The organism is Buttiauxella agrestis ATCC 33320 (genome assembly GCF_000735355.1).
Lineage (GTDB): Bacteria > Pseudomonadota > Gammaproteobacteria > Enterobacterales > Enterobacteriaceae > Buttiauxella > Buttiauxella agrestis.
Map to the genome: position 1 here is coordinate 22,825 of NZ_JMPI01000077.1, position 15,424 is coordinate 38,248.

Below are 15,424 nucleotides of genomic sequence, written 5' to 3' on the forward strand. Positions count from 1 at the left end.
TATAATCTATTTAAACATGTTTGATTTAACTCATGTTCACAAAAGTAGTTGTTGTATCAATGTAATGAAGTGCCCTTCTTAAATATATAAATATTTAAGATTCAATAGTTGTAACCAAAATCCATACGGATAGATAAACTTTAAGGAAAATTGTGATGCTAAAAAATATGAAAATCAGATCTTGTGCATTGGCTATTATTGCGTGTTCAGCAAATAGCGCCATGGCGGCAGACAGTGTCGATGTTCACGTTATCGGTACTATTACTCCGGCAGCCTGTACCCCTACATTGTCGGGTGGGGGCAATGTTGATTACGGCACAATTCAGGCGAACACTTTGTCAAAAACTGATTATACAGTTCTGGCAGAAAAAACGCTGGATATGAGCATTACCTGTGATGCTCCAGTAAAAGTGGCTGTTAAAGCCATTAACGGACGCCCTAATTCAGCGGCAGGTTCGACCGAAGGCGCTGCTGGCTTTGGCGTATCTCCAGTGAGCCTGGGCTCGAAAGGCGCTGCTCATGTTGCGGGTCTGGGTCTGGATGGTACAACTAAAGTGGGGGGTTATAACATTGCGTTTGCCACTTCGGGCAATACTCTGGATGGCGCTTCAGCAGGTACATTAATCAGTGATGATAACGGTACTAGCTGGGCACAGGGTACTGATGCGATGAATGATAGTGCAGTACGATATATTTCATGGGGTAACGAAGGCTCTAATGATGTTAAAGCTTTCACTACCATGAACGGTAAGTTACTGGTTCAAGGTTATATTAATAAAGCCTCAGAACTGGATCTGTCTAAACCCGTTGCACTTGACGGCCTGACAACTATCGAAATTGTTTATCTTTAATTGAATTCCTGTCGCAAATATTTTTTGCGACAGGTTGTCTTAAAAAATGGAAAGTTGAACTTAAAAGGAAGTCCTAAAATGTTAAATAAAATGAAACTCAAAACTTTTGCGCTCGCCATTACGGCATGTACCGTATATTCAGCAATGGCCGCAGATACAGCAGATGTACATGTTATCGGATCAATTTCTCCGGCGGCCTGTACCCCGACTATTTCCGGTGGCGGCACCATTGATTACGGTAATATCAAAGCCAGCAGCTTGAAAGCTGACGATTACACTGTCCTTGATGTAAAGACCTTGGATATTGCCATTACTTGTAGTGCGCCTACTGTAGTAGGGATCCACGCCATTAATGGCCGACCAAATACCTTAGCCGGGGGCGGCCAATCCTCTGTTACTGGTCAGTCACAGCAGTCACCAGTTGTGTTACTTGGGATGCCTACCACTTATGCAGTTGGGTTAGGATTGGATGGTTCTACTCCTATCGGTGGGTATGCTGGCAAACTTGACACTTCATCAGTCTTGTTGGATGGCGTAGCAGTTGAAGGCCTAAATGCAACTAGTACAGATGGCTCAGGAACCTGGAGCAAATATTCAAAGGGTGTTTTGTATACCCCATTTGGTTTTGATTTATTTTCCTGGGGGGCTAGTGGGTCAAGTGTACCTGTGGCGTTTACAAACATGACCGGTAAATTGTCCGTTCAGGCTTATATAAACAAATCCTCAGAATTGCAGCTGTCAAAAACAATAAATTTAGATGGCCTCACCACAATTGAATTGGTTTACCTCTAATTGATCCTTAGGGCGCCTAATAAATATATTTAGCTATGGAATTTAAATAACCGGCCATCGATATTATGGCCGGTTATTTAGAATCAATGGAAATTTTAACTTTAAGGAAATTAACAATGCTAAAAAATATTAAACTTAAGTTCTGCGCACTGGCTATTTTAACGTGTACATCACAATTAGTCATGGCTGCCGACAGTACAGATGTACATGTTCTCGGAAGTATTGCACCTGCAGCCTGTACCCCGATATTGAGCGGAGGTGGTGTCGTTGATTACGGTACTATCAAAACGAATGCTTTAGCGGCAACGGACTATACAACACTTGATGTTAAGACTGTCGATTTGTCTATTACTTGCAGCTCACCCACCCAAATTGGGATCAAAGCAATTAATGGCCGGATGGGTTCTCTTGCTGGTGGCACAGAAGGTGTCGGAGGTGGTTCAAATCCACCGGTAGCTCTGAGTGTGTCTAACCACGTAGTGGGTCTGGGCTTGGAAGGCGATGCGAAGATTGGTGGCTATGGTATTGGCTATGGTGTTCCTATGCTTGATGGAGTAGCCGTTTCAAACGTGTGGCGTAACAGTGCCTCCACAAGTTGGTCAAATTCAGCGAGTCCAAATCTCTATGGAACAGGTGCTGAAATCATTACCAGTTGGGGGAACAATGCTCTTCCAGTAGCGTTCACTACCATGACTGTGCCCGTGAAAGTTCAGGCGTATATTAACAAGGCAAGTGAATTGGATCTGTCCAAACAAGTTAAGATGGATGGTCTTACCACGCTTGAGATGGTTTATCTGTAATTAACGAGTAGTGCTACCTGTCGTTATATCATTAATAACGACAGGATTTATATAACCCGCCAAATGTGATGGATGGTTATATAAGTAAAACTCTTGCGCTCTTAACAAATGCACATCTTCTCAGGTGAAGCTTATATCAATTTTTATTTATTTAAGAAAGTAACAAATGCTTTCTTGCTATTTAATTGCCTGATGGATCGTTAACATTTTCCCTTCAACTAATGGTTTTTATATGAAAATTTCTTCATTCGCTAAAAGCGGTGCAGCAGCTCTTTTATTCTCTGCAGGTTTGGTCCATGCAACAGGGATCGTACCTGAAACTTCCGTCGTTATTGTTGAACAAAGTGACGGTGAAGGCGCTATTAACCTCAAAAATACCGACAATTTTCCGGTACTAATGCTTTCAACGTTAGAAAATATACCTGAGGACAAAACCCAATTATTAACCATCACCCCGCCAGCTGCTCGCGTCGAGCCCGGTAAAATCCAGCGTGTGCGTTTCATGATGATGGATAAAACCCCGCTGACCACTGAACATCTGGAGCGCGTGATTTTTGAAGGTGTACCGCCGCAGCAAAAAAATAAAAACGAAGTGCGAATGATTATACGACAAAACCTGCCGGTCATTATTCGCCCGGCAGGATTGGCTAGAGATGAGTCTCCCTGGAAAAATCTGACTTGGAAGCAAGCAGGCAATGTCATCACGGTTAGCAACCCTTCTGCTTATGTTGTCAGGCTTGGTCAGGGCGTTCAAACACTGCCAGACAATACCAACTGGACCCTACCAACCTCGTATGTGCTTCCAGGGCAAACCCTGACGCTTAAGGCAGAAAATGCACCGAAAGCTGCGCAATCCGCGAAGGTAAGAATTTCTCCTGCCACTACCTGGGGTTACACCGTCAAAAGTTACGATGCAGTGTTATCGCACTAAAGGATTTATCTGTGGATTCCCAGTATTACATTAAAGATATGCGTATCAGCCTTTCAGTACTCTCGTTAGCAATTGCTGTCGCTTTTTCTACACCGCTCATGGTTTCAGCAAAAGAGGGGGGGGCTTCCACTGATGACATTGAATTTGATACGCAGACAGTGAAAGCGCGTGGCGTCGATCCTGCTCTTGCGCAGTGGTTTAACAAGGCGCCACGCTTTTTGCCTGGCACCACGGTGGTGGCACTGTCAGTCAACGGGGCACAAAAGAGTAAGCTGGAAGTCCATTTTGACAAACATGGAAATTTTTGTCCTGACAAAGCATTCTTCAAAGCCGCTGGCCTCATCACCCCTTCGGGTTTTGAAAAAAATCCTGACTGTTTCGATTTAAAAACCAGTTGGCCACAAGCCGAGCTGAATCTTGATCCGGGCGAGAATAAAATCGATCTTGTCGTTCCAGCCGATGCCCTTACAGTTGCCGGCCAGGATGCCAGTCAGTACGAACATGGCGGTGTGGCCGGTATGCTCAATTACGACGCGCAATACATGGGCTCTTCAGGCAGCAGTTCAGGCACCGAGTTTGAGCAGCTTGATACCGAAGCAGGCTTTAACGCCAAAGACTGGATTTTTCGCAGCCGCGAAAGCCTATCCCGCCTCAATGGAGAAACGTCAGTTCGTCACCAGGCAGCGTATACCCAACACACTTTTGATGAGATGAAGAAAGTCTTGCAGGCAGGGCAGGTTAGCCTCGCCAACTCGATGTTCAGTACCGGTCAGGTGCTTGGAATGCAGATGTTTCCTGACACTGCCTTACAGAACAGTAAGAGCGGCGCAGCGGTAGTTGACGGAATTGCCGACACTCAGTCAGTGGTCGAAGTGCGTCAGTCTGGTGTGCTGGTTTATAGCACAACGGTTCCCGCTGGTCCTTTTCATTTGCAGAACTTTCCTCTGCTGAACACCCGTTCTGATTTGAGCATCAAGCTGACGGGTAACAATGGGGAAGTGCGTCAGTTTACCGTACCCGCTGCCGCTTTTTTAGCGAACGGGGCTGCGGTGGCCAGCGGTCTTTCTTTTGGGGCTGGGAAGCTCGATCAGGAAGGAAGCACTAAATCCCCCATGCTGGCTACTGTAGGCACTGGCTGGGCATTGACGCCAAGAACAGTTTTGAATGTGGGGATATTAGGTTCATCGGTCTATCGTGCGGGCGCGGCCAGTCTTGGTATGCAGCCCTTTAATGCTACACAGCTGAATATTCAAAGCAGTTTTGCTCAGGACAGCGAGCACGGAGACAAAGGCATATCTACGTCGGTGAACGTGAACCACCAGTTGACGGAAAGAGTGTCTGCTAATGTAAATATGACCCAACAAACATCGGGTTATCAAGAATTCAGCGATGCCATACAAAGCGATGATCAGGATTCTGGTGGTCGAACCCATAACCAATATGGGGCGGGCATCAGTTGGGCTGTTGAGGACATCGGCACACCGTCTCTGTCCTGGGCACGTTCAACCACCTTTCAAGGACAAAGCACGACGTATGTGCGAGGGGGATGGAGTAAACAGATTGGTCGAGCTTACTTATCCGCAAGTCTTGAACATAATTCTGGCACTGACAGCATGGATGCGGATGACCGCCTCTATGTGAACATGAGCATTCCCTTCGGAAACCGAAGTGTTAGCAGCTACTACACTCATGCTAATACGGGTACCCGCTATGGCGGACGCTATAGCGACCGTTCAAGTCAAGACCGTGGCTGGAGCCTTGCTGCAGATCGGGATGAAGAAGGCCAAAATACGAATTTAACCAGTACCATGGATATGGTAACGCCAGTGAGCCAGCTCAGCGGCAGCATCAGCAGAGACTCGAATAATTTCACCAGTTGGTCTGGACATTCCAGTGGAAGTGTCGTGGCACACAATCATGGAGTGACTTTATCACCTTACCATGTGGGGGATACCTTCGGTATTGCTAAAGTGGGTAATGAGGGGGGTATCCGTCTGGATACCCCATCTGGGCCCACATGGACAGACAGCAAGGGGTATGCCGTGTTGCCTACGCTTAATGGTTATAGGTCTTCAGCGATTCAGGTGGACACCCGTAGCCTGGATAAAAACGTCGATATCAATAATGCCTGGCAGGAAACCTCTCTGGCACGTGGTGCTGTGGGTTACATCAACTTTAGTGTGATGCATACCCGTCGTGTTCTGGTGACATTAACAGATGCACATGGGCAACCGGCTCTGCACGGCGCAAGCGTATTCAATAAAGAAGGCGAGTTCATCACTGTCGTTGGCGATAAAGGCAAAACGTTTATTCCTGACTCTAAACCGGGAATGCAGTTTGACGTCCAGGCTTCGGGCAAAACGATATGCACATTCACACTTTCACTACCTGAAGATGCTGATACCAGCGGGATCTTTGAGGTAGCGAATGCAAAATGCAGTTAACAGGAATAAACCATGAAATATCTATCAGGATTGTTGTTTTTCGTGCTGACGTTAAGCCAAGGGGTCTGTGCAGAAACCAACCAGCAGGCTGCTTTACCGGGGATGCCCCCTGTGGATGGCCGATGCCATCTTTCGGTGAGTAACAGTAACGTTGATTACGGAGTACTGTCGCGGTGGCAATTACAGCAAGCTACAGGTGTTCCTCAGGCGCTGTCTCCTGGAAAACGTCTGGTTATGGTCAACGTAATGTGTCCGTATAGCGAAAATATGCGCGTAACCCTTCATGGTGATTTGAGCAGCCACGGTGATTTTCGCTATGGCAACACAGGTCGGATGCGGGTGAATTTGTTTTCTGCACAACTTGATGGTCAGGATGTCGACATCGCGCTGAGTACTCCCGAGGGTGTGCTGTTAAAAGGCCCAGTAAATACCCTTGGTATTATGCCCGAACAAACATTTACCACGGTCTTAAATGGACAAGTGACACAGGGTAAGGCCCTTACTTTTCGCCTTGAGCTTGAACCTATACTCACCGAAAGTGAAGCTCGTGCCACGAGTCGTCAGGTCAGCCAGGCAAATCTCAATCTCGAGCTTCGTTAGTATTTTCCTTAGACACTGATTACCTAAAGTGCCGTAAAGCCCCATCCTTCTGAATCGCACCCCAAAAGTTGGACATCTAACTAAGTAGGGTGCATTTTTTGTGGCTAAGCCAATACATTCTATGGAATTCAGGATTGCTGGCATTAATTATTATTTATCTGGTCAGGGAGGTACAACACGGACAGAAGCTCACTTTGTGCTTCACAAAAGTACAGTCAGACACGAGGTGGCATCATGGCGGAAGCATGGTACCCCTGAAATATCAACCGGCCTGTACAGGAAACGTCGGTGATACTGCCCGATAACTTCGCGTAGCCTTAGCTGAGGACGCACTCAAAATCCTTTGTCTTCTTGTCCCTAAAGAATAAAACACACAAATTTCTGATAAGAAAATTTAAGTATTTGATTCAGGTGGGAAAAGTGAGCATGGCAAAAAAAATACCTAAGCGACGTGTTCAGACAAGGGTTCAGAAACAGCTAAAAGCCATCTATCCTATACTGGTTGTTCCTGTAAAATTCCGGGGTAATTTTAAACGCTATCCCTTGTTCTTTCAGAAATTTGCCAGACATAAAGTCGACATTTTAGCTTTGGAACCGAAGATGACATTTAAATTTCGGGTAGACACCAATTCGGATGTGGTTATGTGTTATCAATGAGGCAATAAAATAGCGGGGTTTTATTTAGAGTAAACAAATAGGCATCATTATTTATTCTGTTCATATGCAACGATAATCCCCGATCGCTATATAAATAAAAATCAGGAATAAATCCACGCATTAATAACACATTCGCTAAATCGTCATATTTGTCCGTAGATACCATCACTATATTGTCGCCTGAAATGGTGTAATTGAATTGCAGGTTTTTAACGACAGTGGCGACGGGTTTTCCGTCAATACTAAAATTACCCTGGGTATTGATATACCCTCGACCGTTTGAAAAATGATAGGTCGTGGTATTCATATACTGGTGATTTCCTTTGGTCAGTGTGGTGGATGACTCACAGGTATAATTATATTTTTTATAATAATCATGGGTGTAATACAGTAATGGTGTGATGGCGAACAAAATAAGAGGGAGAAACATTAACAAAGATTTAATGTATTTCATTATCCGCCTCCAAAGAAATATAACTCTTACAACGACTCAGTGAGTCCTTAATAGATTTGTCACAAATAAGCAATGAAGATCCTTCCGGAAGGCGATTGATTGTTAAATAAGCCCATGATGCATTCTTTTCGCAACTTATATTTTGATTTTTTAATATTTCACTGAACGCCTTCTTTGCCGTAGCTTCATCGTAATAAGAAGACAGAAGCTCGCAACCATCCACTTTACCCATTGGATGGTAATCTGCAAAAAAATATACCGAATTAAATCGCAAAATATACACACCCAGACCCAGCATGAAGAAAATCACTGCAGCCAATGCTGTCCAGTTACTGTATGACCGTTTAATACTTACTGGCGACAGCGCTATTTTTTGATGATGTAATATTTCTGATTCCTCTTGTGGAGAATTAATAGGTTCATCTGAGGCAACATCTCCAGCCTCATTATGACCAGTTTCGTCTGACCCCGCGGAAAATTCAGACTCGAATGCAGAGGGACGGTTTTCTGGAATGATTGGTATCTCTATGGGATTATTAATTAATGCAGGCTCACCAATATTAGCATTAAACAGAGAAACATCACCTGTAAATATAACCCCTTTCCGGGACAGTGTCTGCACAATATTTTCGTCAATCCCTGCTGACTTGAGGCTTTTTCGCACAATTCCAATATTTTGATAGAGTGTATTCGAACTGACAGACGCACCTTGCGCGCCCCAAATATTATTGAACAAAAATTCCTGCGTAAGGAGTTCACCTTGACTCTCGACTAGTTGCAATAAGCACCGACTGGCGGGGATATGTAGGGAAATTTTTACATCTTGTGCCGTAACCATCCTCAGACTTCTTTCATCTGGATCGAAAATGACTTTATTGTTAATGAGATATTTGACGTTCATTACCCTACCATTTTTTGGTTTACTTTTTTAAAGCTTACACCATGAGTGTTTTTCTGTTCAAAATTTATTAATGGTTCGAGAAGACGACGGCAGTGACGGTCAGTAAAGTTGAGCCGAAGCACGGCCAGACGCGTAGTCAGCCGGTTACCGACAACGTCCTGCAAAATCTGCAGGCGATTAATTTCATTCATCGTGAAAAACACCGAACCGTATGCCGTCATCAGTCGTGTCCTCAGAAGATAAAAAAACCGGAACAACGCCAATAAAGGGGGGCGGACGAATACTTGGACTCTCGGGAGAGAGTTAATGCATTCATATGAGGACAGGGTTCGGGCTGTTGAACTTTATTATCGATATGGCAAAATTACCACTGCTATGGCTACCGGCTACCGGCTTCTGCACGCGATGCTCCGAGAGAACAAGCACTGCATCTCTGAAAAGGTTGTCCGTAGGCTAATGACTGAGGAGCAACTCTTCGTTAAGCGAGCCAGGCAACGACGATACAGCTCTTACTGCGGAGAAATAGGACCGGCACCTGAAAATCTCTGTCAAGGCTAAGTAGAGATGTCCGCTGTAGAGCAAAGTTCAGATGTCCGCTTGGTGCTGAAGCTTACATTGTTTGCAACTTGTGGGAACTTCCGATTACTAAGCCGGAGTATGATCAAAAATTTTATGGTACTTACACAGACATCCTTATAAATTGTTTGTAAGACGAGTAAGGTTTTAAACGCTATTGTAATTTTCCAGGGAGTGATCATATTGTGAATTTTTTACTGCTAGGCGCAGGTGCTTCAAAAGCGTACTCTGATAGTCCAACAGGGGTGAGAATGCCCATCGCAAGGGATTTTTTCTCCACATTTTCACGTTTAGATATTTCATCTAATCCATGGGTTCTTATTGATGGGTTACTAGATTTTGTCATTAGAATAAAGGGAGAAGATCCAGCCGAATTTTTCTCGAAAGATGTAGACATCGAAGAATTATATACCGAAATTGAGGAGAACCTAAATTTATACATAGGCGAAGAGGCTACATTAGAAAGAATCAGAGCTTTTAAGGCTTACACTCAGCTCATATTTATTTTTTCTGCGACAATAAACTCTATTCAAAACGGTTCTGTTTCACGTCCGCATTCTACTTTGGCAAAAAAATTATCCCAAAATGACATGATAGTTACTTTTAATTGGGACACATTAATGGACCGAGCATTAAAACTCGAAACTGGATGGAACACTGATAGTGGATATGGGTTTCGTCCCAAAAGTATATATAGAGATGAATGGCAGGCACCAAGTGACTCACAATCAAAAGCTCCTCAACTTATTAAGCTGCATGGTTCAGTAAATTGGTTAAGCAGCCATCCAATGAGTCCTAAAAAAGACGTGATACTAACACAAGAATCTGCGCCAGATACTGTGTGGGTGTACGAAGGAACTAGTGAGCCTTACGCATGTTTTGCCGGAAGATATACAGAGGGTTATGAAGACTTCTCTTATGGATACTATCCCCCAAATATTCTAGATGACCGTGGTCGTATGGTTGATGATGGGCATGTTTTGATTCGTGCCAGAATGAAGTTGCCTTGGATGGCTGAAGGAACTGCAAGTGATAAAGGTTTAGTTTCCATTCCATTAATAATCCCTCCAGTAAAGAAAAAGAATTATCATGGATATGGCATGTTGTTTGATAATTTATGGGAAAATGCTCAAGTAGGGATTGAGAAAGCAGAACATATAATCATAATTGGTTATTCATTTCCTCGAACAGATCTAAAAAGCAATAAACTTTTTACTGATGCATTCATGAATAGAAAAAATATTCCATACGTTACTATCCTAGACCCGCAACCCGAAAGAGTCGCCTATAAATTTAAATTTGAACTTGGGATACCAGATACTCACTTAAGAGTATTGAAGGGCTATTTTTCAGAAGAAACCGACATTGATGGATTATTAAAATTTACAAAATGAAAGCATACAAGTTGAATTACCCTTGGTGCCCCGGATTTTTGTCTCCTACGGTTAAAGTAACTTTTCGAAAATGGGGGGAAGTGTCTAGTCAGTTGCTCCAAGCCTGAGTTCGCCTTTATTTGACCGTGGTGGATTTAAGACTACATGTGGTTATAGAACGGCCCTAATTAAAATTCGGGCCGCTTAGATAAATTTAACGAATAGTGAACCAGCCTGTCGTTTCCTCAATTACGCGCCAGAGTTTCTGGGGTATAGCAAGTTGCTCTACGTCTGATGCAGCAATATTGAGAGCAATTTTTCCTTCAACTTTACCCCCTGCAAACTTAACCCAGTCTGGGTTCATAACCATTCCCTGACCTACTGCCGTCAAAGATACTCCTGCTTTAACAGCATCCTCGGCTTGCTCTGGTGTTCGCAACTGCCCGGCAACAATCAGAGGTATACGTCCAGCCAGGTGATCGCGCACGATTTCGATGACTTTGGGGCCATTCGGTGCATCAACGGGTCTGGCTTCAAGTGCATTACCGAGTGATACATGAAGATAATCAATACCCTCATCGACCAGGCGGTCAACTAGCTCAAGCGACTCATCAATGCGCAACCCATCTTCGTAATGCTCATCCAGTGAAATGCGGTATCCCATCAGGAAGGGATTGGTTGCATGCTCAGCAATCGTCTTACGCACACTCTCGATGACGCCGAGAGGGAAACGCATACGGTTTTTAAAAGAGCCGCCCCATTGATCTTCTCTTCGGTTGGAATGAGGGGAGAAAAAGTTCTGAAGTAAAAAGCCATGGGCACCATGTAACTCAACACCATCAAATCCTGCTTCTATCGCACGGCGAGTTGCTTCCCCGAAATCCTGAATAACAGTTTCGACTTCAGTGCATGTCAGTTCACGAGGGGTAACGGACGGTGCGAAAGGACCGGCGTCACCGGGAATAGCGCTTGCAGCAACAATATCCGAAACCAGTTCAGGGCTGGTTTTCACGCCTGCATGGAATATTTGTAAGATTGCCGGTGCTCCACCGCTTTTTGCAGCAATAGCCAGGCGCTTCAAACCGGGAATAAATTTGTCGTCATACGCAGCAAACTCTCCCGTAAACCCAATACCGTTTTCCTGAACATGTGTACAGCCAGTAATGACCAGACCGATGTCCTGAACGCGTCGACGATAATATGCTTCTTCCTCATGAGATACCGTGCCGTCATCATTACCAGCCCAGGTCGTCATCGGGGCCATCACAATACGGTTGCGCAGCGTCACACCTTTACCAAGTGGAAATCTTTCAAGTAGTGGAGTTTGTTTCATGGATAGTCATACCTATGCGAGATTTTTCTTGAAGAAAGGAGCCAGTTTACTCGCTGCAACCGTTGCACCTTGTCCATCATAGAGGTCCATATGTGTTGCACCCGGAATGATATGCAGCGTTTTTTGAACAGAAGCCGCAGTGTTGTGTAATTCCTGGCTGTGCCAGAGCGACCCTGCTTTACTACCGGCTACAATCAGAAGTGGTTGTGTTAAAAAGACATCCGCCCCTTCAAATCCGGTGAATGACGCCAGCGTACTGATACTTGTCATCAGCATTTGATTGGTAGAAGTCGGATATCTTCCGCGTTCAGTCAGATAGTAGTCCGCAGCTTCCTGAAGATCTTTTGGTGCACTGGTATCACCCAATTTGGGTACATAGTTGACATAAACCGGTGCGCCGCCCGCTGCTTCTGCTGTACGCTGTTTAGCAACAGCATCCAGAGTCGCAATGAGTTCAGATTCAGATGTTGTTCCCTCCCAGCCTTTACGGGTCGCCGCTCCGACATCCACGGCACTGACTGTTGCCAGCGCTTTGATTCGACGTTCCGTCATTGACGCTTTAACCGTGATACCACTACCTGCACAAACGCCTAATGCGCCAATGCGATTATTATCGACATAAGGGAGAGTCGTCAGGTAATCGACTGCGCTATAGAAATCGACAACGCGTTTCATGGGATCATCGATAAAGCGCGGTAATCCGCCACTGGCCCCCTGATGGGAGGCATCAAACGCCAGAGTGACAAAGCCTTCTTTAGCCAGTTTTAGGGCATAAAGGCCAGCAGTCTGTTCCTTAACGCCACCACCTGGGTGGACAACGACAATAGCAGCGTATTGACGGTTTTCGCTGAAATCCGGAGGGACGTAGACGTTTCCGGACATCATTATTTCATTGTTCCGGAACAGGACGCTGCTGACGGTGACGCCATCTACGTGTGTCGTGGTGCCAGATGTACGAGGGGTAGGTGAGAGCAGGGCTGAAGCATGACCCGCCATCAGTAATCCTGCTGAGGCCACTGAACTCGTCAGGATAAAATTACGGCGACTTAACCCACCTGTTTTTTTACTCATTGCAAGACTCCTTCATATACATGATGGCGGCCCTGGCCGCTGAAAGCACATGGATTGTTTCAGCGGCCATCTTAATCTCTTTAGTATTGAGAAATTAGATGCTTAATTTCGCATGGGCTTAGAAGGAGGTTTTATTAATAGGGTTATAAGTAACTGAGTTCGATATGGACCAGGAAAAACAGTGCTCAAAGGTTATGGGGCACGGAGTGCTTCGAGCACAAGTGCAAATGCCGGAGAATGTTGTAGACGGCTGGGGTAGTAAAGATGATAGGGAGGGCGCGGTGGACACCAGTCAGTAAGCACCTGGACTAACATCCCGTTTTCAAGGTGGTTCTCCACGGAATCTAGCGGCAGATAAGCAAGTCCCAGCCCATCCAGGGCGGCCTGCCTCATCATATTTATTGTACTGAAAGTCGCTCGTCCATCAATACGGACCTTAATTTCCGTCTCATCCTTGCGAAACTCCCAGGTATAGAATCCGCCATGAGTGGGCAGGCGTAATCTGATACAGCTATGATCTTTTAAATCACGAGGCGTTACCGGATGGTTTTTTCGCTTGAAATAAGAGGGCGCTGCGACCACTGCAAAACGGAAATCCCTGGCAATAGGCAGGGAAACCATATCCATATCGACCTGTTCGCCCAACCGAACGCCAGCATCATAACGTTCAGCGACAATATCTTTAAGTCCGTACTCGCTGATAATTTCAATGTTGATATCGGGATACTCAAGCATCACCGGGGCGAGTTTAGGCCAGAGAATTGTATCGGCTGCATGTTCAACGGCAGTAATACGCACAGTACCGGCTGGTTTTTCTCGCAATCCGCTCAGCGCAGCTATCTCACTTTCAATTTCGTCAAAATGGGGTCCTATACGGGAAAGTAGCCGCTCGCCAGCTTCAGTCACAGAAACGCTACGCGTGGTACGGGTAAGAAGACGAAGACCAAGGTCTGCTTCAAGAGTCCTCACCGTGTAGCTCAGCGCCGACTGTGAGACACCTAACTGAGCGGCAGCTTTTGTGAAGCTTTTTTCTCGGGCTACTGCGATAAAAGCTTGATAATCGTTAACATTTTTACGACGCATTTATTAAACCAGTTTCTAAGTTGGGAGTCATTAGAGGCATTAACAAAATAATCCGGATAGAGGCAATTTGTCCATTATTAACGCCTGGCAAATAATGTTGAGTTATGTTTGTTTCTTCCCAAATATTTCTTCAGAGCGCGATTGAAGTTTCACCAGTGCATTGAACATATCGTCCTGATCCAGGGAACGCTGAGATTTCTTCGTCGTGGGGGCTTTACGCCTGCGTGAAGGACCGTCTCCGGATGGCACAGACTGTGACCGGTTATTATCCCGTTCTGCCTGCACCAGTTGCGCCATTTCCAGCGCCCGACCCAGACGTTTGTTGTCTACAATCGCCCCTTGGTCGATTTCAGAAAGCTTGTCATAGGTGGAGTAGGGAAGTGATACGCCATTTAGCCGGAGCTCTTTATGTCCGTCAGGGTAATGCCAGACATCGATGTATTTGCCAATCGCCCGACGACTCAGTTCGCTGTCTTCAATTAAATAAAGAACTTTGTCGTACTGTACTGTGAGTGATTTCGACACCTTGCGAGCCTCACGCCAGTTAAACACCATATCAAGGTCATCATCGACATCCTGTTCCCGATGAACATCAAACTCCTGACGAGGCGCTTTTGCAAAACGACGGTTGTAATCGTTCATGAACTCTTCGGCAAATGCGTTCGCAGCCTCCCTGGTGCTGATGCCCTGGAGCCTGAGCTCCTTAACCAGTCGGTCCTGAAGCGTCAGGTGTGCTCGTTCAACACGACCTTTGGCTGCACTGGTTTCTGCACAGATGGTCTGAATGTTCAGTTCATGCATCGCACGGCCAAACTGAGTTTCGCCGTCACCGCCAGTCGCATTTTTATTGTTTATCCTGAATACACTGGCTTTGTCGCTATACAGCGCCAGCGGTTTGCCGTGTTTTTCAATATAGCCCCGGGTCGCTTCAAAATAGGTAAACGTAGACTCCGATTTTACGAACCGCAGCTGCATAAGGCGACTGGTAGCGTCATCAACGTAAACCAGTGCCGTACACTTAGGTCCTCGGTTTTCAAACCAGTGATGGTCACAGCCGTCGATTTGTATGAGTTCACCGGCACAGGCACGGCGGTAACGTGGCTGCTGAATTTTTGGCGCACGTTGCTTACGCGGCACCCACAGACTGGCCTGAGCCATCAGCTTGCGGACCGTTTCTTTCGAAAGATGAACGCCGTGAACCTCAGACAGTTTTTCACAGGCCAGCGTCGGACCGAAATCGTTATAGCGTTCGCGAATAATGTTCAGCGCGTATGCGGCCAGTCCCGGAGGCAACTGGTTGTTGCTGGATTTACCACGACGACGGCTGGTCATGCCAAGCGGACCATCTTCACGATAACGCGCAAGCAGACGGCGACACTGACGGTCGGAAATACCAAGCCGTTGCGCTGCCATCTGCGTTGTCAGACGCCGGTCGATGACGTCCTGAATGATCTTGAGTCTGTTAACTTCATCCAAAGTAAAAAACTCCGCTGCGAGAGCCGTCATGGTAATCCTTACTTGATTATACACGCCGGACATCTTAACTTAGCCAGAGGGA

14 protein-coding genes and 1 pseudogene are annotated in these 15,424 nt (G+C 45.7%); 8 read left to right on the top strand and 7 right to left on the bottom strand.

What is annotated here, in order from left to right; translation table 11 throughout:
* Nucleotides 1–155 precede the first annotated feature (155 nt).
* The 6 genes from GBAG_RS21615 to GBAG_RS21640 all read left to right on the top strand — a co-directional run bounded on the left by GBAG_RS21615 (nucleotide 156) and on the right by GBAG_RS21640 (nucleotide 6,418).
* Nucleotides 156–851: a DUF1120 domain-containing protein gene (locus tag GBAG_RS21615; RefSeq protein ID WP_051873775.1), complete on the top strand. Its 696-nt coding sequence runs from the start codon at nucleotides 156–158 to the stop codon at nucleotides 849–851.
* Nucleotides 852–929: 78 nt separating this feature from the next.
* Nucleotides 930–1,643, top strand: coding sequence for a DUF1120 domain-containing protein (locus GBAG_RS21620; RefSeq protein WP_051873776.1), 714 nt, complete (start codon nucleotides 930–932; stop codon nucleotides 1,641–1,643).
* 116 nt (nucleotides 1,644–1,759) lie between these two features.
* Nucleotides 1,760–2,443 carry a DUF1120 domain-containing protein gene (locus tag GBAG_RS21625; protein WP_034500258.1) on the top strand — a complete coding sequence of 228 codons (684 nt, stop codon included), beginning with the start codon at nucleotides 1,760–1,762 and terminating at the stop codon, nucleotides 2,441–2,443.
* 232 nt (nucleotides 2,444–2,675) lie between these two features.
* Nucleotides 2,676–3,374 (top strand): fimbria/pilus chaperone family protein, encoded by a 699-nt coding sequence (locus GBAG_RS21630; protein ID WP_034500260.1) that lies wholly within the window; start codon nucleotides 2,676–2,678, stop codon nucleotides 3,372–3,374.
* Between the two features lie 11 nt (nucleotides 3,375–3,385).
* Nucleotides 3,386–5,818, top strand: a complete 2,433-nt coding sequence (locus GBAG_RS21635; RefSeq protein ID WP_246864896.1) for a fimbria/pilus outer membrane usher protein — start codon at nucleotides 3,386–3,388, stop codon at nucleotides 5,816–5,818.
* A gap of 12 nt (nucleotides 5,819–5,830) precedes the next feature.
* Nucleotides 5,831–6,418 carry a DUF1120 domain-containing protein gene (locus GBAG_RS21640; RefSeq protein WP_051873777.1) on the top strand — a complete coding sequence of 196 codons (588 nt, stop codon included), beginning with the start codon at nucleotides 5,831–5,833 and terminating at the stop codon, nucleotides 6,416–6,418.
* A 640-nt stretch (nucleotides 6,419–7,058) separates the two neighbouring features.
* On the opposite strand, the gene GBAG_RS21650 is transcribed toward GBAG_RS21640, so the two are convergent.
* The 3 genes from GBAG_RS21650 to GBAG_RS23020 are packed head-to-tail and all read right to left on the bottom strand — an operon-like array spanning nucleotide 7,059 to nucleotide 8,651.
* On the bottom strand, nucleotides 7,059–7,529 hold the full coding sequence (locus GBAG_RS21650; protein WP_034500266.1) for a hypothetical protein: 471 nt from the start codon (nucleotides 7,527–7,529) through the stop codon (nucleotides 7,059–7,061).
* Nucleotides 7,516–8,430 carry a winged helix-turn-helix domain-containing protein gene (locus tag GBAG_RS21885; protein ID WP_051873778.1) on the bottom strand — a complete coding sequence of 305 codons (915 nt, stop codon included), beginning with the start codon at nucleotides 8,428–8,430 and terminating at the stop codon, nucleotides 7,516–7,518. The genes GBAG_RS21650 and GBAG_RS21885 overlap by 14 nt, the downstream gene beginning before the upstream one ends.
* Complete coding sequence (locus GBAG_RS23020) at nucleotides 8,430–8,651, bottom strand: hypothetical protein (RefSeq protein ID WP_034500269.1); 222 nt, start codon at nucleotides 8,649–8,651, stop codon at nucleotides 8,430–8,432. The genes GBAG_RS21885 and GBAG_RS23020 overlap by 1 nt, the downstream gene beginning before the upstream one ends.
* A gap of 163 nt (nucleotides 8,652–8,814) precedes the next feature.
* On the opposite strand from GBAG_RS23020, the pseudogene GBAG_RS22440 reads away from it, so the two are divergent.
* Both GBAG_RS22440 and GBAG_RS21665 read left to right on the top strand, forming a co-directional pair.
* A pseudogene (locus GBAG_RS22440) lies at nucleotides 8,815–8,976 on the top strand (IS3 family transposase); the annotation flags it as partial.
* Nucleotides 8,977–9,191: 215 nt separating this feature from the next.
* Complete coding sequence (locus GBAG_RS21665; protein ID WP_156104923.1) at nucleotides 9,192–10,400, top strand: SIR2 family protein; 1,209 nt, start codon at nucleotides 9,192–9,194, stop codon at nucleotides 10,398–10,400.
* Between the two features lie 193 nt (nucleotides 10,401–10,593).
* Here the strand turns inward: GBAG_RS21665 and GBAG_RS21670 are convergent, their stop codons facing one another.
* From GBAG_RS21670 to GBAG_RS21685, 4 genes are all read right to left on the bottom strand, one after another.
* A complete protein-coding gene (locus GBAG_RS21670) occupies nucleotides 10,594–11,712 on the bottom strand; it encodes an NADH-dependent flavin oxidoreductase (RefSeq protein ID WP_034500272.1) in 1,119 nt (372 codons plus the stop codon).
* 12 nt (nucleotides 11,713–11,724) lie between these two features.
* Nucleotides 11,725–12,783 carry an alpha/beta hydrolase gene (locus GBAG_RS21675; RefSeq protein ID WP_246864897.1) on the bottom strand — a complete coding sequence of 353 codons (1,059 nt, stop codon included), beginning with the start codon at nucleotides 12,781–12,783 and terminating at the stop codon, nucleotides 11,725–11,727.
* A 192-nt stretch (nucleotides 12,784–12,975) separates the two neighbouring features.
* The gene (locus GBAG_RS21680; protein WP_034500274.1) at nucleotides 12,976–13,866 is read right to left on the bottom strand and encodes a LysR family transcriptional regulator; all 891 of its coding nucleotides are present in this window, start codon (nucleotides 13,864–13,866) and stop codon (nucleotides 12,976–12,978) included.
* Between the two features lie 102 nt (nucleotides 13,867–13,968).
* On the bottom strand, nucleotides 13,969–15,372 hold the full coding sequence (locus GBAG_RS21685; protein WP_034500275.1) for an ISNCY family transposase: 1,404 nt from the start codon (nucleotides 15,370–15,372) through the stop codon (nucleotides 13,969–13,971).
* Nucleotides 15,373–15,424: the final 52 nt, after the last annotated feature.